At 65.8% G+C, this 21897-nt stretch carries 23 protein-coding genes and 1 riboswitch; of the genes, 14 read left to right on the forward strand and 9 right to left on the reverse strand.

Annotated elements, in window-relative coordinates; translation table 11 throughout:
- Window positions 1-64 precede the first annotated feature (64 nt).
- The gene (locus N687_RS0116765) at window positions 65-994 is read left to right on the forward strand and encodes an AAA family ATPase (protein ID WP_029422961.1); all 930 of its coding nucleotides are present in this window, start codon (window positions 65-67) and stop codon (window positions 992-994) included.
- Window position 995: 1 nt separating this feature from the next.
- Window positions 996-2231 carry a vWA domain-containing protein gene (locus N687_RS22485; RefSeq protein ID WP_051663376.1) on the forward strand — a complete coding sequence of 412 codons (1236 nt, stop codon included), beginning with the start codon at window positions 996-998 and terminating at the stop codon, window positions 2229-2231.
- A gap of 34 nt (window positions 2232-2265) precedes the next feature.
- On the opposite strand, the gene bshB2 is transcribed toward N687_RS22485, so the two are convergent.
- Both bshB2 and N687_RS0116785 read right to left on the reverse strand, forming a co-directional pair.
- On the reverse strand, window positions 2266-2922 hold the full coding sequence (gene bshB2, locus N687_RS0116775) for a bacillithiol biosynthesis deacetylase BshB2 (protein WP_029422963.1): 657 nt from the start codon (window positions 2920-2922) through the stop codon (window positions 2266-2268).
- A gap of 16 nt (window positions 2923-2938) precedes the next feature.
- A complete protein-coding gene (locus N687_RS0116785; protein ID WP_029422964.1) occupies window positions 2939-3289 on the reverse strand; it encodes a YojF family protein in 351 nt (116 codons plus the stop codon).
- A 133-nt stretch (window positions 3290-3422) separates the two neighbouring features.
- On the opposite strand from N687_RS0116785, the gene N687_RS0116790 reads away from it, so the two are divergent.
- The 3 genes from N687_RS0116790 to N687_RS21420 all read left to right on the forward strand — a co-directional run bounded on the left by N687_RS0116790 (window position 3423) and on the right by N687_RS21420 (window position 5057).
- The gene (locus N687_RS0116790; RefSeq protein WP_231493514.1) at window positions 3423-4340 is read left to right on the forward strand and encodes an NAD(P)/FAD-dependent oxidoreductase; all 918 of its coding nucleotides are present in this window, start codon (window positions 3423-3425) and stop codon (window positions 4338-4340) included.
- Between the two features lie 99 nt (window positions 4341-4439).
- Window positions 4440-4769 carry a chaperone CsaA gene (gene csaA, locus N687_RS0116795; protein WP_029422966.1) on the forward strand — a complete coding sequence of 110 codons (330 nt, stop codon included), beginning with the start codon at window positions 4440-4442 and terminating at the stop codon, window positions 4767-4769.
- Window positions 4770-4868: 99 nt separating this feature from the next.
- Window positions 4869-5057: a hypothetical protein gene (locus tag N687_RS21420; RefSeq protein WP_035462449.1), complete on the forward strand. Its 189-nt coding sequence runs from the start codon at window positions 4869-4871 to the stop codon at window positions 5055-5057.
- Here N687_RS21420 and N687_RS0116805 read toward each other — a convergent pair whose 3' ends face one another.
- Window positions 5058-5372 carry a hypothetical protein gene (locus N687_RS0116805; protein ID WP_029422967.1) on the reverse strand — a complete coding sequence of 105 codons (315 nt, stop codon included), beginning with the start codon at window positions 5370-5372 and terminating at the stop codon, window positions 5058-5060.
- A 72-nt stretch (window positions 5373-5444) separates the two neighbouring features.
- On the opposite strand from N687_RS0116805, the gene N687_RS0116810 reads away from it, so the two are divergent.
- A complete protein-coding gene (locus N687_RS0116810) occupies window positions 5445-8897 on the forward strand; it encodes a pyruvate carboxylase (RefSeq protein ID WP_029422968.1) in 3453 nt (1150 codons plus the stop codon).
- A gap of 105 nt (window positions 8898-9002) precedes the next feature.
- Here N687_RS0116810 and N687_RS0116820 read toward each other — a convergent pair whose 3' ends face one another.
- Complete coding sequence (locus N687_RS0116820; RefSeq protein ID WP_081841512.1) at window positions 9003-9569, reverse strand: GNAT family N-acetyltransferase; 567 nt, start codon at window positions 9567-9569, stop codon at window positions 9003-9005.
- A gap of 111 nt (window positions 9570-9680) precedes the next feature.
- The gene (locus tag N687_RS0116825; RefSeq protein WP_029422970.1) at window positions 9681-9959 is read right to left on the reverse strand and encodes a hypothetical protein; all 279 of its coding nucleotides are present in this window, start codon (window positions 9957-9959) and stop codon (window positions 9681-9683) included.
- Window positions 9960-10185: 226 nt separating this feature from the next.
- Here N687_RS0116825 and N687_RS0116830 point away from each other — a divergent pair, with 226 nt between their 5' ends.
- Complete coding sequence (locus N687_RS0116830) at window positions 10186-11061, forward strand: cation diffusion facilitator family transporter (protein WP_081841513.1); 876 nt, start codon at window positions 10186-10188, stop codon at window positions 11059-11061.
- A gap of 9 nt (window positions 11062-11070) precedes the next feature.
- On the opposite strand, the gene N687_RS0116835 is transcribed toward N687_RS0116830, so the two are convergent.
- A complete protein-coding gene (locus N687_RS0116835) occupies window positions 11071-12321 on the reverse strand; it encodes a glycosyltransferase family 39 protein (RefSeq protein ID WP_197029316.1) in 1251 nt (416 codons plus the stop codon).
- 293 nt (window positions 12322-12614) lie between these two features.
- On the opposite strand from N687_RS0116835, the gene N687_RS0116840 reads away from it, so the two are divergent.
- The 7 genes from N687_RS0116840 to N687_RS21430 all read left to right on the forward strand — a co-directional run bounded on the left by N687_RS0116840 (window position 12615) and on the right by N687_RS21430 (window position 19301).
- Window positions 12615-13334 carry an amino acid ABC transporter permease gene (locus N687_RS0116840; RefSeq protein ID WP_081841515.1) on the forward strand — a complete coding sequence of 240 codons (720 nt, stop codon included), beginning with the start codon at window positions 12615-12617 and terminating at the stop codon, window positions 13332-13334.
- Complete coding sequence (locus tag N687_RS0116845) at window positions 13267-13989, forward strand: amino acid ABC transporter ATP-binding protein (protein WP_029422974.1); 723 nt, start codon at window positions 13267-13269, stop codon at window positions 13987-13989. Before N687_RS0116840 ends, N687_RS0116845 begins: the two co-directional genes overlap by 68 nt.
- Before the next feature lie 198 nt (window positions 13990-14187).
- A riboswitch (ZMP/ZTP riboswitch) is annotated at window positions 14188-14306 on the forward strand.
- Between the two features lie 62 nt (window positions 14307-14368).
- Window positions 14369-15952, forward strand: coding sequence for a phosphoglycerate dehydrogenase (gene serA / locus N687_RS0116850; protein WP_029422975.1), 1584 nt, complete (start codon window positions 14369-14371; stop codon window positions 15950-15952).
- A 20-nt stretch (window positions 15953-15972) separates the two neighbouring features.
- On the forward strand, window positions 15973-17091 hold the full coding sequence (serC, locus tag N687_RS0116855) for a 3-phosphoserine/phosphohydroxythreonine transaminase (RefSeq protein ID WP_029422976.1): 1119 nt from the start codon (window positions 15973-15975) through the stop codon (window positions 17089-17091).
- Between the two features lie 135 nt (window positions 17092-17226).
- The gene (locus N687_RS0116860; RefSeq protein WP_029422977.1) at window positions 17227-18381 is read left to right on the forward strand and encodes an HAD family hydrolase; all 1155 of its coding nucleotides are present in this window, start codon (window positions 17227-17229) and stop codon (window positions 18379-18381) included.
- 80 nt (window positions 18382-18461) lie between these two features.
- A complete protein-coding gene (locus tag N687_RS22490) occupies window positions 18462-19043 on the forward strand; it encodes a sulfocyanin-like copper-binding protein (RefSeq protein ID WP_051663377.1) in 582 nt (193 codons plus the stop codon).
- Window positions 19044-19055: 12 nt separating this feature from the next.
- A complete protein-coding gene (locus N687_RS21430; RefSeq protein ID WP_035462452.1) occupies window positions 19056-19301 on the forward strand; it encodes a hypothetical protein in 246 nt (81 codons plus the stop codon).
- Window positions 19302-19365: 64 nt separating this feature from the next.
- Here the strand turns inward: N687_RS21430 and N687_RS0116875 are convergent, their stop codons facing one another.
- From N687_RS0116875 to N687_RS21435, 3 genes are read right to left on the reverse strand one after another with little or no spacing between them, the layout of a single operon-like run.
- Window positions 19366-20268: a dihydrodipicolinate synthase family protein gene (locus N687_RS0116875; RefSeq protein ID WP_029422979.1), complete on the reverse strand. Its 903-nt coding sequence runs from the start codon at window positions 20266-20268 to the stop codon at window positions 19366-19368.
- Between the two features lie 36 nt (window positions 20269-20304).
- Window positions 20305-20583: a hypothetical protein gene (locus N687_RS24910; RefSeq protein WP_231493515.1), complete on the reverse strand. Its 279-nt coding sequence runs from the start codon at window positions 20581-20583 to the stop codon at window positions 20305-20307.
- Entirely contained in the window at window positions 20535-21503 is a 969-nt protein-coding gene (locus N687_RS21435) for an MFS transporter (protein WP_231493516.1), read from the reverse strand. Before N687_RS21435 ends, N687_RS24910 begins: the two co-directional genes overlap by 49 nt.
- Window positions 21504-21897 lie beyond the last annotated feature (394 nt).

Here is a 21897-nt window from a genome sequence, read left to right on the forward strand (position 1 = left end):
GCCCCCTTCCACCGCGCAGATCGCCAAGAGGCCGGCGGACAGACTGCGAAGAGGGGTGACGACGCTGAACAATCCGTTTGCCGATGTGACGGCAGTCCAAGCCGCCCTTGCGGATCAGGGGTACGTCGCGGACCGGGCGCTGGCGACGGCGGTGTTTTTGGCCATGGCGCTGGAGCGGCCGCTGTTTCTCGAAGGTGAAGCAGGGGTTGGCAAGACCGAGCTGGCCAAGGCCTTGGCGAAAGCCGTCGGACGGCCGCTGGTCCGCCTGCAGTGTTACGAAGGCATTGACCGGGAACACGCGCTGTACGAATGGAACTACCCGCGCCAGTTGCTGCACATCCGGGTTCGCGAGGCCACTGGCCTGCAGGCGGCCGACGGCGAACGGGCAGCCGCCGGATTGGAGGAGGAGATCTTCAGTCCGGCGTTCCTGCTTCGCCGCCCGCTCCTGCAGGCGGTGGATCCGGACGGTCCGGCGCCGGTCCTGCTGATCGACGAGGTGGACCGCAGCGACGAGGAGTTCGAAGCGTTCCTGCTGGAACTATTAGGGGAGTTTCAGGTGACCATTCCGGAGCTGGGGACCATTCAGGCGGAGGAGATCCCGCTGGTATTGCTCACCTCCAACCGGACGCGCGAGGTCCACGACGCCCTCAAACGCCGATGCCTGTACCATTGGGTGGAGTATCCCGATTTCGAGCGGGAATACGCCATCCTCACCACCCACGTGCCCTCGTTGGCCCGGGACGTCGCGGAGGCGGTATGCCGCTTCGTGCAGCGGCTGCGTCAGGAGCCGTTGATGAAACGCCCCGGCGTGGCCGAGACCCTCCACTGGGGCGCGGCGCTCGCCGCCCTCTCCGCCTCCGAACTGAATCCGGACCGGGTGGAAGAGACCATCGGCTGCCTCATCAAGTACAAGGACGATCTCGATCTCCTCCTCACCCCGCAGCAGGGGAGAAAACCGGTGGCGCGGCTGTTGGCGGAAGCGGGAGGAATCTGACGTGTCCCGCGAGGAGGAGCGGACCGGGTCCGTTCGGGCGGCCTCAGGCCGGGACGTCGCGGCGGACGGGCCGGCCGGGGAGGAGCGGCCGCCGTTTGTCTCCAACCTGCTGGCGTTCCTGCGCGGCCTGCGGCGGCTAGGGTTTTCCGTCGGCCCGGGGGAGGCCCGCCTGGTCCTGTCGGCTCTGGGGCGGCTGGGGGTGACCGACGCCCGGACGTGCCGCGACGCGGTGCAGGCGGTGGTGGTCAAGCACGCGCACGAGGTCCCGCTGTTTCGGGCCGCCTGGCAGGTGTTCTTTCAGAACGCCCGCGGCGTGCAGCACGCCTGGCTCGCGCTCAACACCCTCTCTGCCCAGGTGGCGCGCGGCTGGCAGGAGCGGCACCGCCATCTTCAGGTGGTCTGGATGGGGCGCGATCCCGCCGCGGATCCGGACCGCGCGGGCGGGGACGAGGCGGGGCCCCAGGTGTGGATCCGCACGGGGGCGAGTGCGGAGGAGCGGTTGCGGCGGCGGGACGCCGCCCGCATCACCCCGGCGGAGTGGGAACAGGTCAAACGCTGGCGGGTGCGGGCGACGCCTCTGTGGCGTCCGAGCCGACGCCGGATCGCGGTGCGGCGGGGCGGGCCGTTGGACCTCGGGCGCACCATCCGGCGAGCGGCAGCAGGGACTGGCGGCGAGTGCATCGATTGGATCTACAGACAGGTGCGCAAGAAGCAGCGCCCCGTGGTGTTGCTGTGCGACGTCAGCGGATCGATGGACCCCTACAGCCGCATGGCGCTGCGCTTCGCGCACGCCCTGATGCAAGCCGGTTTGCGACTCGACGTGTACGTGTTCAGCACGCGCCTGACCCGGATCACGGATCGGCTCCGCCTGCGCGATGTGGATCGGGCGCTGCAGGAGGCGGTGTGGGCTGTCCCCGACATGTCAGGCGGCACCCGGTTAGCGGAGGCGTTGGCCGCGTTCCGGCAGCGGCACGCGGTCCGCGCGCTGCGCGGGGGCGCCGTCGTGGTGCTGCTGTCAGATGGACTGGACGCAGGGGAACCCGGGGTCCTGGACGCGGAGGTCGTGCGCCTGCGGCGGCTGGCGCGGCGCCTGGTGTGGTGGAATCCTCTTTTCGGGGATCCGTCGTACCAGCCGTCGGCGCGCGGTGCCACGGTGTTGGCCCGGCATGCGGACGGGGTCTGGCCCGCCCACAACTGGGCAGGCCTCGAGGCTGCATGGGCCGATTTGAGGAAATGACATCCTGCGCAGAGGCGGAGAGAGGGCGTCCGGGTCACACCCGGTACGTCCAATACACCTCTTGCCGCAAGGTCGCCTCTCGCTGGGCGCGGAAGGCGGGGTCGCGCTCCATGCGGGCGAGCATGGCTTCGGATTGCGAGCGGTGGGCCCGGATGGCGGCCATCTTCACATCCCGCACGCTGGTGATGTCGATGATCACGTCCGGATCGCCCAGCTTCTCGCGGCAATCCCGGGAGAAGGCGGCGCAGTGCACCACGGGCCGCTCGTTCGCGGGCAGCTTCTCGACGGCGCGGATGGCGGCGGCGCCGAGGGCGTTGTGATCCGGATGCACGGCGAAACCGGGGTAGTAAGTGATGAGCAGGCTCGGCCGCATCTCCTTCATGACGGCGAGAATGCGGTCGGCCAACTGTTCCCGATCCTCGAATTCCACCGTCTTGTCACGCAGCCCGAGCAGCCGGAGATCCTGGATGCCGAGCGCGGCGCAGGCGGCGCGCAGCTCCTTTTCGCGCACGTCGGGCAGGGTCTCTCGGTTGGCGAAGAACGGTTTGCCCATGTTCCGGCCCATCTGCCCGAGCGTTCCGCAGAGGTAGGTGACGGGTGTACCCGCCCGGGTGTGCAGGGCGATGGTCCCGCCGCTGGCAAACGTCTCGTCGTCCGGGTGGGGATAGACCACCAATACGTGTCGTTCCATGTGGATCCTCCTCTCGTCACATCCGGAAGGGTGTCTCGCTCAGCTCCAGGGCGATGGCGAGCCGGCCCTCCGCGTCGTGCCCGGCCATGAGCAGCCGGCCCTCCGCGTCGACTTCCCAATCCGTCAGACCCTCGGCGTAGATCCAGCCATTCTCCATCTTCAACCCCACGCGGTACGGTCCGTCGCCGCGGATCACCCCGCGCTGGTACCGGACCAGCCCATTGCGGATGTATGCGCAGATGGCCATGGCGTTCTCCGAGTCGCGCGCCGCATAGGCGCCGTTGGTGGTTTCCAGATGCAGGTACACATCCTTGCCGGCGAACCGGTCGAGCGCCGACTGTACGGCCGCACGGTCGATGGGCCCCATCGTTCAGCCTCCATTCCGAGTGGCTCGAATCGGTGAGCCATTTCTTCCCTCTCATCGGTCCATTATAGACCATGCGCTCCTGGTGTGCATGAGGGCGCATGTCATCGGACGAGTACGCACACGCTGAGGAGGCGTGCGAGAGGGGGGGATCATCCTGGAGGACTGTGTCATCGTCGGCGGCGGCATCGCTGGTTTGCAGGCCGCTATCCAACTGGGCCGGTACGGGCACCGGGTGCTGGTGATCGATGGGGCCTGGGGGCGATCCGTCTGGTGCCAAGCGTATCACAACGTGCTCGGGTGGCCAGACGGGGTCAGCGGACCCCATCTGCGATCCCTCGGCCGCGCCCAGGCGGAGCGGTTTGGCGTCCAGTTCGCGGTCGACTGGGTCGAGACGGCGGTGCAGGCGCAACCGGAGGGGTTCCGCCTGACCGGGCGCAGCGGCCGGACGTACATGGGGCGGCGTCTGCTCCTCGCCACGGGCGTCATGGATCGCCTGCCCGAACTACCCGGCCTGATGCCTCGCCTAGGGCTGTCGGTATACGTGTGCCCGGACTGCGACGGGTACGAGGTGCGCGGGCGGAGGACGGCCGTGCTCGGTGCCGGGGAGGCGGGAGCGCGCATGGCGATCACGTTGACCGACTGGACCCGGGACCTGGTGTACATCGACCACGAGCGGCGGCCCTTATCTCCAGCGTTGGCGCAGGAGCTGAAGGGGGCCGGCATCCCGCACATCGAAGGACCCATCGTGGCCCTCGAAGGCCCGGGCGACGGGCTGGCGGCGGTGAGGTTGGCGGACGGCCGGCGCATCGAGGCGGAGCGGGCCTTCACGGCGTTCGGGGGCAACCTCGTACACTCGGCGTTGGCGGTCCAACTCGGCGTCCGGGTGCACGACAACGGGCACATTCCGGTGCACCCGCGCACCCGGGAGACGAACGTCCCCGGCGTGTGGGCGGCGGGGGATGTGGCCGCCCACTCCGAGCAGGTGGCCATCGCGATGGGCGACGGGGCCCAGGCGGCCATCTGGATCCATAAGAGCTTGGCCGGCCGGTGACCCTCTGGCCGGTTCCACGCTGGAAAAAGCGGTGGAAAAGCGGAAACTGTTGTGGTATAGGAAACCATATGGACATCTCACCGTGGGGGGGCTTTGGACATGGCCACGTTGGAGGATTTCGAAAAGCTGGATTTGCGCGTCGGAACCGTGATCGCCGCGGAACCCTTTCCAGAGGCGCGCAAACCGGCCATCAAGCTGCGGATTGACTTCGGTCCCCTCGGCGTCAAGCAGTCCAGCGCCCAGATCACGCGGCGCTACAACCCCGAGGGTCTTGTTGGGCGCCAGGTGGTGGCGGTGGTGAACTTTCCGCCGCGGCGCATCGCCGGGTTTTCGTCGGAGGTGCTGGTGCTCGGGGGCATTCCGGAAGAGGGAGACGTGGTGTTGCTCAGGCCGGACGAACCGGTGGGCAACGGGACCCCGATCGCCTGAGGCACCCGGACACGCCGGGCGGGAAGCATTCCTGACCGCCGCGGAGATGGAGATGGCGGAGCGCACCGGTTACGGTACAATGGGATCGGGTGAGACCGCATGGTGAGACGTTTGGCGCACTGGCTGTACGGGGATTGGAGCACCCAGAAGGCCGTGCGTATCGGAATGGAGTGGTTCAACCTGTCATACGCCATCATCCACGGGTTGGAGCGCTCCTGGCCGGACATGAGCATCGACCTGTCGTTCCTCTTGTTCTGGGTGTGGCTGCGAACCCGCTTTGACTGGTGATCAACTCGGTCCAAGCCGCGGTAATGCGTCTGCTTTGTCCGCCGGCCCCTGACCAGCCGCATCCAAAGGGAGGACGCGGACGTCCGCACCATTTTGCGCGGCGACCCGCTCCCACAACCGGAACTCTTGCCGCGGCGCGGTCACGGTCAATCCGTCGTCCGACGTCCGTTCCAGCCGGGCCCGAGTCGCCCCTTCGTACACGGCGTCGGAACGGATCTCCTCGGCCCAGTCCGGCCGGTTCATCGGGTCCTCGTGGTGAATCACGAAGTGCACCACATCCGCCTGATCGGCGGACTCCATCCGACCTTTATGCATGATGCATCCCTCCTGTCCGCGGATTCAGTGTGCGCGGCGCCAGACCAGTTTATCCGAGAAGAGGTGACTGGCGTGAGAAATTTTGGGAAGATTCTGGTGGCCAACCGGGGCGAGATCGCCATTCGCGTGTGCCGCGCGGCCACAGAACTCGGCATCCGCACCGTGGCCATCTACGCGGAAGAAGACAAGCTGTCCCTGCATCGGTACAAGGCCGATGAAGCGTACCGCGTCGGCGCCGGTAAGGGCCCTGTCGAGGCGTACCTCGACATCGACAGCATCATCGACGTGGCGCTGCGCGCCGAGTGCGATGCCATTCATCCCGGGTACGGGTTTCTGTCGGAGAACGAAGGGTTCGCCCGCGCCTGCCAGCAGGCGGGCATCACGTTCATCGGGCCGAAGCCGGAACACCTGCGCATGTTCGGCGACAAGGTGAGCGCGCGCGAGGTGGCGAAGGCGGCCGGGGTGCCCGTGATTCCGGGGACGGACGGTCCCGTCGATCTCGCGGGTGCCCGAGCCTTCGCGGCGGAGGCGGGGTACCCGGTGATCATCAAGGCCGTCGCGGGCGGCGGCGGCCGCGGTATGCGCGTGGTGAGAAGCGAGGCAGAATTGGTGGACGCCTTCTCCCGCGCCAGTTCTGAGGCGCAGGCCGCCTTCGGGGAGGGCGGGGTGTACGTGGAGAAGTACCTGGAGGCCCCGCGCCACATCGAGGTGCAGATCCTGGGCGATCAGCACGGCAACCTGGTTCACCTGTTCGAGCGCGACTGCTCCATCCAGCGCCGGCACCAGAAGTTGGTGGAGATCGCCCCCTCGCGCCTCGACGCCTCCCTGCGCCAGGACATCTGCGAGACGGCCGTCCGCCTGATGCGCCACGCGCGCTACGAGAACGCGGGAACGGTGGAGTTTTTGCTGGCGCCGGACGGGCGGTTCTACTTCATCGAGGTCAACCCGCGCATCCAGGTCGAGCACACGGTGACTGAGCTGGTCACCGGGATCGACCTCGTCCAAGCCCAGATCCGCGTGGCGGAAGGGTATCCGCTCTCGGCGCCGGAGATCGGCATTCATCGCCAGGAAGACATCCAGACCCGCGGCTACGCCATCCAGTGCCGGGTGACGACGGAGGACCCGCGCAACGGGTTCTTGCCGGACACCGGGCGCATCACCACCTACCGTTCGGCAGTGGGCTTCGGGATCCGGCTGGACAGCGGCAACGGCTACGCCGGGGCGCGGGTGCTGCCCTACTATGACTCGCTGCTGGTCAAGATCACCGCCTTCGCCCTGACCTTTGAGGCGGCGGCCGCCAAGATGCACCGCTCGTTGCAGGAGTTCCGCATCCGCGGCGTGAAGACGAACATCCCGTTCCTCGCCAACGTGGTGCGCCATCCGAAGTTCCTCGCCGGCGAATGCGACGTGACGTTCATCGATCATCATCCGGAGCTCTTCCGCTTCCCGCAGCGACTCGACCGGGGGACGAAGCTGCTCACGTACATCGCCGAGGTGACGGTCAACGGCCAGGGGGATGCGGGCCCGCAGCAAAAGCCGGACTTGCCCGCGCCGCCGGTTCCGGTGTATCGGTACGGGGAACCGCGCCCGCGCGGCACCCGCGACCTGCTGCACGAGCTCGGCCCGGAGGGGCTGCTGCGCCGGCTGCGCCAGGACCGCCGCCTGTGGCTGACAGACACCACCTTCCGCGACGCGCATCAGTCTCTGCTGGCTACCCGCGTGCGCACGCACGATCTGCTCGCCATCGCCGAGGCCACGTCCCGCATCGGGGCCAACCTGTTTTCGATGGAGGTCTGGGGCGGGGCGACCTTTGACGCCAGCATGCGCTTTTTGCAAGAGGACCCGTGGCAGCGCCTCGCCGACCTGCGAGCCGCCATCCCGAACATCCTGTTCCAGATGCTGTTGCGCGGCGCCAATGCGGTCGGGTACAAGAATTACCCGGACAATGTGGTGCGGCGGTTTGTGCAGTTGGCGGCCGAAAGCGGGATCGACGTGTTCCGGATCTTCGACAGCCTGAACTGGCTGCCCAACATGCAGGTGGCCATCGACGAGGTGCGCCAGGCGGGCAAGATCGCCGAGGCGGCCATCTGCTACACGGGCGACATTTTGAACCCGGACCGCAGCAAATACGACCTGGGCTATTACGTCCGCCTGGCCCAGGACCTGGAGCGGGCGGGGGCGCAGATCCTGGCCATCAAGGATATGGCGGGGCTCTTACGGCCGTACGCGGCGGTCAAGCTGGTCAAGGCGTTGCGCGATCACGTGGGCATCCCCATCCACCTGCACACCCACGACACCAGCGGCAACGGGATCGCCACGTATCTCATGGCGGCAGAAGCGGGGGTTGACGTGGTGGACGTCGCCATCAGCTCCATGTCGGGGCTCACGTCGCAGCCGAGCTGGAACGCCTTAGTGGCCGCGTTGGAGCGCACACCGCGGGCGGTCCCGGACGACCTGGCAGAACTGCAGCGCCTGTCCGACTATTGGGAGGTGGTCCGGCAGTACTACGGGCGATTCGAGTCGGACATGAAGACGTCGACGGCGGAGGTGTACCTGCACGAGATGCCGGGCGGGCAGTACACCAACCTCCGGGAACAGGCCCTGGCGTTGGGCATCGGCGACCGCTTCGACGAGGTGAAGCGGGCGTATCAGGAGGTCAACCGGATGCTGGGGGACATCGTCAAAGTAACCCCGTCCTCGAAGATGGTCGGCGACTTCGCCCTGTTCATGGTGCAAAACGGCCTGAGGACCGCCGAGGATGTGCTGGAGAAGGCGGAGGGGCTCGACTTCCCGGCCAGCGTCGTGGATTTCTTTCTCGGGCACATGGGCCAGCCGCCGGGCGGTTTCCCGGAGGACCTCAGGCGAGCGGTGCTCAAGGGCCGCGAGCCGCTGGCGGGCCGCCCGGGGGAGGTGTTGCCCGAGGTGGACCTGGAGGCGGAGCGCGCCGCGTTCGCGGAGCGGATGGGCGTGGCGCCGGACGATCGGCGGCTGATGTCGTACGTGATGTACCCGAAAGTGACGGAGGACCTGTACCACCACCGTGCTCGTTACGGGGATCTCACGCCGCTCGACACGCTGACTTTCTTCTACGGGATGCGGCCGGGTGAGGAGATCACCGTCTCCATCGAGCGCGGCAAGACCCTTGTCGTCAAGCTGTTGTCGGTGGGAGAACTGCACCCGGACGGGCGGCGGACCGTATTCTTCGAGCTGAACGGTCAGCCGCGAGACGTGGAGGTCATCGATCGCAGCGCGCCGCAGGCGGCGTTGCAGCGGCGCAAGGCCGGGGACGATCCGCACGAGGTGGGCGCCAGCATGCCGGGCACCGTGCTCGCGGTGATGGTGAAGCCTGGAGACGCGGTATCACGCGGGGACTTGCTGCTGGTCACCGAGGCGATGAAGATGGAGATGCAGGTGCAGGCGCCCCTCGACGGGGTGGTCGAGGAGGTGTGCTGCCGTCCGGGCGAGGCCGTGCAGCCGGGGGATCTGCTGTTGGTGCTGCGGGATCGCGGGCCGGGGGAGGAATGAGCGAAAGACGGCCGAGTCGCAGCACGGCCGAACGGCCGTCCGGGGTCCTGCGGGGGCGGACGCCGTCTGCCCCCGAGCGCCCGTTCCTCTGTGCCTTCGCCGGGGTCAGTCCGCCAGGCCAGGCGTGCCGTCCGTCTGGCCTGGCTCCGCGTGCGCCGATGCCAATGCACCCGGCGCGACATCCGGCACGATGTACTGATAGATGAGGACGTCCTGCCACTGCCCAAACTTGTGTCCCACTTCGCGCAGGCATCCGACGAATGTGAATCCGAACCGTTCGTGCAACCGCACGCTGGCGTCGTTGCCCCGGGAGATGTGGGCCAAGATGGCGTGCAGCCCGATCCGCTGCGCCCGATCCAGGATGTGCTGCATCAATTGACTGCCTACACCTCGCCCGCGCTGCTGATGGTCGATGTAGATGGAGATCTCGGCGGTGTACCGATAGCCGGCTTTGCCGCCGTAAGGGGACAGCCCGCAATAGCCGAGGACGTGCCCGTCCTCCTCGGCGACCACCAGCGGATAGCGGGGGCCGTGATGCGCGAACCAAACCCGTCGCTGTTCCAACGTCTGCACCTCGAGATCGAAGGTGGCGGTCGTCTCCAGCACGGCTTGGTTGTAGATGTTGAGCATCGTCAGCAGATCGTGATATTGGGCGTCGCGGATGCGCAACACGGTGAGCCCTCCTCGTTCAAGCCTCCAGTTTCACACTACGCCGGAAACGGGAGGGCGTCAACCATTCTTGTGAATTTACTTAACCTCGCAAACGCTCAGGGAGCGGCCGCGTCACACCTCTTCCCGAGGTGCCTGGCTTCGGGCCTGCGCGTATCGCCGCTCGGCGTCCCGCAGATCGTCCGTCACCTCGGCCACCGCCCGCGTGTTGTCATCCCCTTGCACCTGCGCGACCGCGCGTTCGGCTTTTTCGATCGCGTTGGCGGCCTGTACCAGGGTCGTGGCGTTGGTGTGCGACTGGGCCTGCGCCACCGCCCGGTGTGCCTTGGCCACCGAGTCCTGCGCGTCGGACAGCGGGCTCTGCGCTTGCATGCTGGTCGGCTGATCCGGCATGTTTCCACTCCTCTCCAGGGTTGCTGGCCGTAGTGTGAGTCAAGGCACGCAGAATATGCGGCTGCCCGTCTCAGCGCGCGTTCGGTTATAATGACGCCAAAAGGAACGAAGGAGAGAGGAGCATGCCGGGGGCGGAACCCCTGCATCCAAACCGGCTCATGACCACACGGATGCGCATGGGCACCACCACGACGACGTCTTTCACACCCACGCGCCGACCGGCAAGATGCGGCGCGCTTTCTGGCTGACCGCCATCATCCTGGTGGCGGAGCTGGCCGGTGGCTGGCTCTCGCACAGCCTGGCGCTGTTGTCAGATGCCGGCCATGTCCTCACGGACATCGCCGCCATCGGTCTCGCTTGGTATGCGCTCAACCAGGCGCAGCGGCCAGCCAATGCCCGGATGACCTTCGGCTATCATCGGTCGGGGATCCTGGCCGCCTTGATCAACGCCGTCACGCTGTGGGGCGTGGCCGTCGTGATCCTGTTGGAGGCTTACCAACGGTTGCTTCAACCCCAACCCATCATCGGCGGATGGCTGTTCGCCAGCGCGGCTGTGGGGCTGGCGTTGAACCTGTATTTGGCCTGGGAGATGCGGGATGACCATCAGCTGAATGTGCGCAGCGCCGTTCTGCACATGATCGGAGACGCGGCGGCGTCGGCCGCGGTGATCGTTGGCGGTGCGGTGATGGCCATGACCGGGTGGTACGTGATCGATCCGCTGCTCAGCGCCGCCATCGCCCTGCTCATCGCATTTGGCGCGTGGCGCATTGTACGCCAGACGGTCAACATCCTCATGGAAGGGATACCGCACGGCATCGAGCTGGAGCGGGTGGTTCAGGAGATGCTCGCGGTGGACGGCGTCCGCTCGGTGCACGACGTGCACATCTGGAGCATTACCAGCGGCCGCAACGCCCTTTCCTGCCACGTGGTCATGGACGGGGACCTGACCATCCGGGAGAGCCAAGCCATCCTGCGTGACATGGAACACCGTTTGGAACATCTGGGCATCGGCCATGTCACCATCCAGACCGAGGACGACGCCCATCCCCACGAATCTTCCGTCCTCTGCTGCGGCGGTCAGGGTGAGCATCCGCCTCACTGACCGCCGTCCTCATGCGAACCGGTGTGTCTCACGCGCAACGCGCCGGGACATCCACTCCGTCAACCGGTACCCCAAGACCGCTGTCCCCAAAAACGCATCCGGCATCACCGGGAAGACATACCGGGGAAGCGGGATGAACGGCAGTTGCAAGCCCGCGAGAACGAGCGGAAACCACAGGAGCCACCGGACCTGAGGGGTGGCCAGGGTGGCCCACAAAATGCCGGCCGCGCCGAGGCCGACCCACAGGATATGGAGATTCGCCCACCACTGGTACGGCTCCGTATCGGGGTACCAGGGTGCGCTGAACATCCGCCACAGCTTGTCCACCGTCAACCACTTGAGATACGCCAATGGGTGTTGGGAGAAACCCTGGGCGATATAGCTCAGTGCGAGTTTCACCTGTTCCTGCGATGTGAGCCCCGGAGGAACGGGCCAGTCTGCCCAATCGGGGATGCTGCCGTTCAGCAGCGGATTACCCGCGTCTTCGCTCGTCAGAATGAGGCGGTGAAAAGCCCGCCAGTTCCGGATCCACCAAGGCGCCAGGCAGAGCACAAAGCCAGACACGGCTCCGCCGAACCGCAAAGCCACCTCCTTCAGAGAGGCCTGGCCGCTGCGCCACCTCCAGCCAAGGCACAGGGCAATGCCTGCCATGTAGGGCAGGGGCGTCGGCCGGACGAGTACACTCAGTCCCAGCAGCAGCCCCGTGAAAAACCATCGCGGGAGGGTGCTGCGTTCCAGCGCGCGGCAGAAAGACAGGATAAAAGACCAGAACAGAAAATTGAACAAGGTCTCGGTCAGGACAAAGGACGCCGCCTTCACCTGGGGCAGGTACAGCGTCCATAACAGGGCGGCGAGCATCGCCCAGCGGGGCGGGCACACGCGCCTCGCGACACGGTACACAATGAGGCTTGTCCCGATGGCCAGAGCGGCTTGCAACCATACGGTCATGCGCAAGCCTGGCAGGCCGAATTCGCCCCATCGCGGGTACACGTGACCCGCCAGCCACTTGCACAAGGCGACGAACAGAGGGTATCCCGGCGTCACCTGCGCAGCCGGCGCGGTCGACCAGTAGGTGAGGACGTGCCTTTGCAGCAGCAGATCAGCGGCGTGGTTGTAGTGGACCATGTCCCCCGTCAACGGCACGTACGGGTTCCGGCGAAACATCCAGGCGTGCACGACGCAGCCGACGGCGAGAATGAAGAAGGGCCAGACCGCCTCCTGGAAGCGTGCGAAATGGAAGCGCAGACGCGGCAGAGGCAACGTGAGTTCCTCCTTCCCGTCCAGGCCGGTGTTAGAGATCATGCGCAAGTGTGGATAAAAATACATACCACCCCTGCGTGCCGATTTGCTATAGTAAGTGGGCGGAATCCAGGCGACACGCCATTTCAGGCGCCTATGGGATCGTTTCGTTGAACCATGTCGAAGTCTACCATACCTTGAATCGTTAGGGAAATCCATAGGAGCCGGCCGGCCCTGGCGTGAGACGCCGTGTGGCCGCCGGCCGCCCCGTACAGGCGGGGAAGGCCACAGTCTAAAGGAGGGGCGTCGGCATCATGAATCTCGATTTCAGCATCATCGCCCCGAGCATCCCGTTCATCTTGAAAGGGATCCTGGTCACACTCGAGTTCACCCTGACCTCGGCGGTGATTGGGTTTTTGTGGGGAACGGTCCTGTCCATTCTCAAGATTTCCCGATGGCGTTTCGTGCGCGGGTTCGGCATGGTATACACGTCGATCTTTCGCGGCACGCCGTTGTTGGTGCAGCTGAGCATCGTCTATTTCGCGACCCCGCAGTTGACGGGGTACAACATCACGCCCTACATGGCCGGCGTCATCACCTTCGGCCTCAACTCTGCCGCATACATCTCGGAGACCATCCGAGCAGGCATCCTTTCGGTCGACCGGGGCCAGCGCGAAGCGGCCCTCTCCCTGGGGGTGCCCTACCGCCGGATGATGCTCGACATCATCCTGCCCCAGGCGGTGAAGAACATCCTGCCCGCACTGGTCAACGAGAGCATCGCCCTGCTGAAGGACTCGACCCTGGTGTCGACCATCGGCGCCGGCGATCTGCTGCGGCGGGCGGACATCGTATCGGCCGATACGTACCGGTATTTCGAACCGCTGATCATCGTGGCCGCCATCTACTACGTCATGGTCATCGGTCTGACGTGGGCCGGCAGGCGGTTGGAGAGGAGGTTGCAGCGCAGTGATCGCGGTGAAGAACGTGTCCAAATCCTTCGGGGCCCTGACGGTACTCCGCAACGTGTCGCTTGAGGTGGCCAAGGGCGAGGTCGTCGCCATCATCGGTCCGTCCGGTTCCGGAAAATCCACGCTGTTGCGCTGCATCAACTTGCTGGAGCGGCCCACGCGGGGGCAGGTGTTCGTCGGCGGGGTGGAGCTGACCCACCCGAAGGCCAACGTGATGAAAGTGCGCCAGAACATCGGGATGGTGTTCCAGCATTTTCACCTGTTTCCGCATCTGCGCGTGATCGACAACCTGACGTACGCGCCGGTGACGGTCAAGGGTTTGCCGAAGGACGAGGCCCGCGCCAAGGCGATGGACCTGCTGCGGCGCGTCGGCCTGGAGGACAAGGCGGAGGTCTACCCCGCCACGCTCTCGGGCGGCCAGAAGCAGCGGGTGGCCATCGCCCGCGCGCTGGCGATGGAGCCTGAGGTGATGCTGTTCGACGAGCCGACTTCGGCGCTCGATCCGGAGATGGTCAAGGAGGTCCTCGAGGTCATCCGCTCGCTCGCCCATACGGGCATCACGATGGCCATCGTCACCCACGAGATGGGCTTCGCACGGGAAGTGGCGGACCGGATCTGCTTCCTCGACGGCGGCCAGTTGATTGAGCAGGCCCCGCCGGCGGAGTTTTTCAGCCGGCCGCGAAGCGAGCGCGCCCGGGCTTTTTTAGAAAAAATACTGTAAGTTGGAACACGGCCTGCGCTCCGCTCCTGCGCTAAAGCGAGCCGCTGCGCGCAGGCCGTGTTCCTGCACTGTGAATATTCCGTCGGGGAGCCTGTGAGATGCCGTGTTCACCGTTCTGTCAAAGTCACAGCGCTTTCATCCGGCGCGCGCGGATTGACGGAATTCACAGACGTGGGGTACCCTGTACAAAAATGCATACCCGATTCGCATGACTGGCGGGATCGCGAGGGGAACCTCGGGGGAGTGCGAATCTTCACGGGCCAGCGGTGCGGCCGTCTTCGCGCCGGGCCCGTTAGCCGGCCGCCTGGGCGCTCTGACTTACGGAAGAAGAGTGTTCGGGCGGCTTTTTGCATCCATCACCACGACGGGGGGACACACGATGAAGGTGTTGGTCGCCGACGACATCTCCAGGCAGGGACTGGAGAAACTGCGGGTCGTGCCGGACATCGAGATCGAAGTGAAGACCGGGTTGTCCGAGGCCGAGCTGGCGCAAGCGGTCCGCTCCGCGGACGCGCTCTTGGTGCGCTCCCAGTCCAAGGTAACCGAACGGGTACTGGAGTCGGCCGACCGCCTGAAGGTCATCGGCCGGGCGGGTGTCGGCGTCGACAACATCGACGTGGCGGCGGCGACGCGGCGCGGCATCGTCGTGGTCAACGCGCCGGATGGCAACACCATCTCGGCGTGCGAGCACACGTTTGCGATGATGATCGGCCTGGCGCGCCATATCCCAAGGGCGCATGCGTCCGTCAAAGCGGGGGTGTGGGATCGGAAGTCGTTCGTCGGTGTCGAGCTGATGGGCAAGACGCTGGCGGTCATCGGCATGGGCCGCATCGGCACCGAGGTCGCCAAGCGGGCGAAGGCGTTCGGCATGAAGGTGCTCGGGTACGATCCGTTTCTGACCGATGACCGGGCGAAGGAGCTGGGCATCGTCAAGGCGGCGCTGGAGGAAGCGGTGGCGGCGGCCGATTTCATCACGGTGCACACCCCGCTGACGAAGGAGACCCGCCACTTGATTGACGCGGGCATGTTCGCCCGCATGAAGGATGGCGTGCGCATCGTCAACTGCGCGCGCGGGGGCATCATCGATGAACAGGCGTTGTGCGACGCGCTGGCCGCGGGGAAAGTGGCCGGCGCGGCGTTGGACGTGTACGAGCAGGAGCCGCTGCCCGCCGATCACCCGCTGCGCCGCTTCGACAACGTGATCTTCACCCCGCACCTGGGGGCCTCGACGGAGGAGGCGCAGCTGAACGTCGCCATCGTCGTCGCCGAGGAGGTCGCCAACGTGCTGTTGGGCCGGCCGTTCCGCAACGCGGTCAACCTGCCGTCGCTGGACAAGGAGCTCTCGGATTATCTCGCGCCGTACCTGGTCCTGGGAGAGAAGCTGGGCGCGCTGTTGGGGCAGCTCTCGCCGCAGTCCATGGCGGACATCGAGATCGCCTACGGCGGCGAACTCGCCCTCCAGGATGTATCCTTCCTGTCGCGCACGGTGCTCAAGGGGCTGCTCAGCCAGCGGTTCGCGGACGAGGTCAACTACGTCAACGCCCCGACGCTGGCCCAGGAAGCGGGGATCTCTGTGCGTGAGGTGAAACAGCCGAAGAGCACCGTGTTCACGAGCCTCCTGTCCGTCTCCGCCGTCACGCCTCAGGGGCGGCGGCGCGTCGCCGGGACGCTGTACAACGGGGCAGGGGCGCGCATCGTGCAGATCGACGACTACCGTATCGACATGCTGCCCGAAGGGCGGATGATCTACACCGAGCACGTCGATCGCCCGGGCATGATCGGCCGCATTGGCATGATCCTGGGCGAGGCGGACATCAATATCGGCTCCATGCAGGTCGGCCGGCGGGACACTGGCGGCCAGGCGGTGATGCTGCTCTCCGTCGACAAGCCGGTGCCGCCCGAGGTGCTGGCTGCCATCGGCCAGATCGCGGGTATTCACACCATCCGCAGTATTGAGCTGTGACGGCTGGGGGAGGTATGCAGATGGCGTGGGAAGACAGGCGCGGGGTGTACAATTTCAATCCGGGGCCGGCGGCGCTGCCGGAAGAGGTGTTGCGCCGGGCACAGGAGGAGCTTCCGAGCTACGGCGGGGGCGGCCTGTCGGTCCTCGAGCTGAGCCACCGCAGCAAGGCGTACGACGAGATCCAGGCCCGGGCGGAGCAAGGGCTGCGGCGGCTGCTCGGGATCCCGGACCACTACAGGGTGTTGTTCCTGCAGGGGGGCGCGAGCCTGCAGTTCGCGATGGTGCCGCTCAACTTCATCCCCGAGGGCGGCGCAGCCGGGTACGTGCTGACCGGCAGCTGGGCGGAAAAGGCTTATCAGGAAGCGGACAAGGTCGGTTGCCAGGCGGTCGTCGCCGCGAGCACCAAGGAAGAGGGGTACCGCCGGATCCCCGCGTGGGCCGAGGTGCAGGAGGACGCCACCTGGGCCTATGTGCACATCACGACCAACAACACCATCGTCGGATCCCAGTGGCAGGACCTGCGTCATCCCTTGTCGATCCCGCTGGTCGCCGACATGTCGAGCGACATCTGCTCCCGGCCGGTGCGTGTCGAGGATTATCACCTGATCTACGCCGGGGCTCAGAAGAACATCGGGCCGGCCGGTGTCACCGTCGTGATCGTCCGCGAGGACTGGCTGGCGCAGGCGGAGGAGATCGCCAAAGCGCGCAGACTCCCGACCATGCTCCGGTACGCGGTGCATGCCAAGAACGATTCGCGCTACAACACCCCGCCGGTGTTCGCCGTGTATCTGGTGGCGCTCGTGGCGGAGTGGACGCTGGAGCAGGGCGGCCTGACGGCGATGGAGGCGCGTAACCGGGAGAAGGCGGCGCTGGTGTACGGGGCCATCGATGAGAGCGACGGGTTCTACCAGGGCGTGGTCGATCCCGGCAGCCGCTCGTTCATGAATGCCACTTTCCGCATCGCCGACGCTGAGGTGGAGAAGCGGTTCCTACAGGAGGCCAAGGATCACGGCTTCATCGGCCTGAACGGCCACCGGTCGGTGGGCGGCGTCCGCGTGTCGATGTACAACGCCGTCCCGGTGGAGGCGTGCGCGAAGCTGCGCGCGTTCATGGACGACTTCCGCCGCCGGCATTCCTGAGTCATTGCCCAGGGAGGGCCGTCAGACCACCGCACCTTTGTTTAGCCGGAGGACGCCGGGCTTGCGCGGAGCGGCTCGCGCCAGCGCAGAAGCGGAGCGCAAGCCCGGCCCGCGCGAAGAGGGAGGTACCCCCGTTTGTACAAGACCATCCTGTTTGACGTCGACGGCGTCATGCTTTCCGAGGAGCACTACTTCAACGCGTCAGCCCTGACGGTGTGGGAGCTGCTCTGTTCCTCGCGCTTCCTCGGCCTGCCCGCCGGCGCCCTGCCCGCGCCGACGCCCGATCCGGCACCTGAAGTGGTGCGCCGGGTGCGCCAGGCGGTGTTCGCCGGTGACGAGGTGCTCGATTTCATGAAGCGCAGGGGCGTTAACTCCAACTGGGATATGGTGTTCTTTCAGTTCTCGTGCCAGCTGCTGGACATCCTCGAGCGGGCCGCAGCGAACGGGCGTCCGGTGAAGGCGTGGCTGCCGGATGACTGGGATGAGGCGGCCGTACACGCCTTGGGCGAGCGATTGTCTACGCTGCCCGCGGCGTGGCGAGCGATCGACTACGCCTCCTTCCTGCGGCGATTCTCGCGCTGCAACGGCAGCGCCGACCTGTTCGCGGCCATCGGCGGTGCCTTCGCGCGTCTGAAGGGACAGGAGGTCTGGCCGCAGGCGGAGATGCGGTCCCTGTGGCAGGTGGCGCGGCGCACCTTCCAGGAGTGGTATCTGGGCGACGAGTACAGCGACGGGGCGCCGACGGGCAAACGGGGATTCGTCACCCAGGAGGTGCCGTTGGTGGACCCGGACGCGATGCGCCGGCTGTTCACGCGCCTGCGCGACGCGGGGGTGCGCCTCGGCATCGCGACGGGCCGCCCGCACATCGAGACCCGCGTGCCGCTCACGCAACTGGGTCTCTTGCCCCTGTTCGATCCCGCCGGCGTCACGACAGCCAGCGACGTGGTGGCGGCGGAGGAGCGGCATCCAGAAGCGCGGCCCTTGTCGAAGCCGAACCCGTTTTCCTACCTGCGCAGCTACCTGGGCACAGCCGACGCCAGCCTGGTCCTGGGGTGTCCGCTGCCGCTGCCCGATCCGGCCGCGAAGTCGGTCCTGGTGGTCGGCGATTCGGTGGCGGACTGGATGGCTGCCCGCAGGGCAGGGTTCGATTTCGCAGCCGTCCTGACGGGGCTGACCGGGCAGGCGGCGCGAGGGAAATTCGAAGAACTCGGCTGCGAATACATCCTCGACGACGTCCTCGGGTTGGAGCGAGCATTATTGGATGCTGCGCATACGGATGCCATGCACTGACCACGCTATCCTCAGGAACGATCCGCCGTGCGCCGGGGACGCACCCGGCGGAACGGCGCGGATCGCCGGGAGGGGTCGTCATGCGCAGGCTTTCCATGACCGTGACCGGCGCCTTGTGCGCCGGTTTGTTGTGTCTGACGTGCGGCTGCCAGACGCACAGCCCGAGCGCCATGCGCGCGTGGAACTCGGTGGGGGCCACCGGAGCCCGGGCGGGCGGCGCGCACATCCTCGCCACGTCTCAGTGGATGCGGTCGGACCCGGCTCACCGAACGGTGGACCTGACGCTGGTGGCGGGGCTGAACAAGGAGAACAACTTCAACGGCTATCCCAATGGGACGATGACCGTCGCCATCCCGCCGGGCTGGACGGTGCGCGTGCACTACCGCAACCAGAGCAAAACCAAGCCGCACAGCGCCGTCGTGGTGCCGTTCGCGGAGCGCACGGGGGGCTGGAAGCCAGCGTTTCCAGGAGCGCACACGCCGAACTTCGCCGTCGGCACCCCGCCAGGTGGCACCGCGGACTTTCGCTTCACCGCAGATCGCCCCGGTCGGTACGCCGTGGTGTGCGGGGTGGCCGGACACCGGGACAAGGGCATGTGGGCGGTTCTGACGGTCGCCAACGACGTGGTGACGCCGCGCATCTACGTGTCGTTCGAAGGATAGGAGGGACGGCCGATGGACCCGACGAGGCGGATGGAACGAACGGATCGAAGGGATGGATTCACGAGGGAAATTGCGCAGCGGCCCGGTGAACGCCCTCCAGTGCGGCCCAGTCCCCCTTTGGACCTGCCGGCGGAGCGGCGGGTGTCGGTGACTCCTGAGGAGCTGCAGGCGCTCGATGAGGTGGCGCCGTGGGAAGAGTACCTGTTCACGCCGACGGGCGAGCGGATTCCGAAGGAGGTCACGGACGAGGACGTGTAAATGAAGCGTTGTGAGGGACGTGGGACGCCGGACGGCGGCACGTCCCTCTTGGCGATGTTGGGGGTCACCCTTCGTACCGTTGGGTCAGCGACTCAAGCTGGTCAAACAGGAGACGCCGCTGGTCGGCCGACAGGGGACCGAGCGGGGCACGCACATGTCCGCCTGTCAGTCCGCGAAACGCCAGGGCCTCTTTGAACAGGGACAGTTGGATGCCGGAGCGGAAGATGCGCACCAGCTCCGCGATGACCTTCTGCTGCCGCTGCGCCTCCTGCCACTGCCCCGCCCAATACGCCTGGAACAACCGCACGTAAGGCTCAGGAAAGACATTGGAGCACCCGGAGACGCTGCCCTGGACGCCTATCGTCAGACCAGGCAGGATGAGGTGGTCCGGGCCGAGCAGGACCGTCAGGTCGTCCCCGGCGGCGAGCAGGATGTCCTGCAGTTCGGTCAGCTGGTCGGAGCTGTATTTCAATCCGCGGATGTTCGGTGTCTCATCGAGCAGGCGTTGGATCAATTCCGGCGTGACGGCGTTTCTCGCGTTCGACGGGATGTGGTACGTGAAGACCGGGAAGTCATCCGGAACGGACTGGGACAATGCGAGGTAGTGTTGAAACAGTTCCGACGGTTCCAAGTGGAAGTAGAACGGGGTGACCGCGGCGACCGCCGAGGCCCCGACAGACGCCGCGTGGCGCGCCAGGTCCAGGGTCTCCTCTGTGCGCACGTGGCCCACGTGCACGATCACCGGGACACGCCCGTTGGCGATGCGCACGACGAACTCAGCGACCTGTTTTCGCTCCTCGACGGACAGCAGAATGCCCTCTCCCGTCGTCCCCAATGGGAACAATCCATGCACCCCTTTGGCGATCAGGAACTCCAGCAGAGCTTCGAAGGCGGTGTAATCGACTTTCCCATCCGCCGTGAACGGGGTGATCAGCGCCGTGTACACGCCGCGGTGATGGAGATTCACATTCGTATCCTCCTCGGATGGTGGGTTACAGTACGATCAGACGCGGTCTTCAATCGGACGCTTCAAAAATACACCGTAACTGATGGCGGCCACCACGAGCAGACACGCCCCCACGACGAACACCAGGTCGAAGGAATCGGTCGCCTGGACGATGAGGCCCGTGACAATGGGCGCCAGCGAGGCTCCGAGAAATCCACCGAAGTTTTGGATGGCACCGAGAGAGGCCACCTGCTCCGACGGTGCGATGTCGGCGGCCAGGGTCCATATCACCCCGGACGGCAGGGCGGCCGCGAAGTAACCGATGGCCAGGAGCACGATGCACGTGACGATGTCGGGCGGCGAATAAACACGTCGGAGATCACCCCACCCAAGGGCACGCCGACAATGCCGCACAAAAACGGGATGGACGCTACCCAGCCGGTGTGCAAAATGCTCAGATGCCGGCTCTTCTCCAAATAGCCAGGCAACCACGTGAGGTATACCCACACGGTGAACACCACGCCGAAGTTGCCGATGATCATGAACCAGGTGGACGGATGGCGGAAGAGGGAAAGCCAGCTGCGCCGAGTCGGAGGTCCGGGTGAGGATACCGGCGGATCGAACTCCGGCGACGACGCGGTCGGCATGCCGGGGCGATCGCGGTAGACGAGCAGCCATGCGATCATCACCACAAACCCCACGGCCCCGATGCACATGAACATGCCGCGCCAACCCAACGACAACATCAACAGGGTCAGCAGCGGCGGGGCGATACCGTTGGCGATCTGCGATCCGGTGTTAAAAATGGAGGTCGGCAGTCCGCGTTCTTCCTTCCCGAACCAACGCTCGGTCACCTTGAGGCCGCAGGTGAAGAAGGGGGACTCCGATATGCCGAGCAGGATGCGCATCGTCAACAGGAATGAGGGCGTCCTGGAAAATCCGCTGATGAAGGTGACGAGCGACCAGAGGCCGGAAGCCCACGCAAACAACCGGCGTGGACCGAGCCGGTCGACCAACCAACCGGCGGGCAGGTTGGCCAGCGCGTACGGCCACAGAAACGCGGAGAGCAGAACCCCCATCTCTGCCGGGGACAGGTGAAACTCTTTCGAGATGAGCGGATTGGCGATGCTCAGATTGGCGCGATCCAGGTAGTTGACCACCGCGCCGATCAGCAGCAACACGACAAACCACCATCGCAACGTGGACGGTCGTCTGTGTAGGACGAGGTGCTCCTCCGTTTGATGCGATGCCCTCATGGCCACGATCCTCCTAACCTTGGCATGTTGTCTTCGAGGCCTTCACGGCAAGTGTGCTCGTATACGGTATGGCTTGGTATCGATAGTTATGAGACAGAGTTCCTCTGAAAGAATTTACCTCGCCTGACGATTACCCCTTCACCTTCCTCAAGTGACAACGATCTCGCGAAACCGAAACACGTGATATCCAGCGTCATCCCATAGTCTTGAACCACCGCTGCAAATTGCAGGCTAGCGACCACAGGCTGATCACCACAGGCGATTGCGGATTCATGGAACTAGGGACAAACGTCATGAACAAGCTGTACATCATCTCCATAACATTCCATTACCTGCTCATCACTCTCTCGGACATTTGACACTGAGGGGCAGATGGTATGGAAGGACAAATGTG

Origin of the sequence: Alicyclobacillus macrosporangiidus CPP55 (assembly GCF_000702485.1) — a bacterium.
GTDB classification, from domain to species: Bacteria; Bacillota; Bacilli; order Alicyclobacillales; family Alicyclobacillaceae; genus Alicyclobacillus_H; species Alicyclobacillus_H macrosporangiidus_B.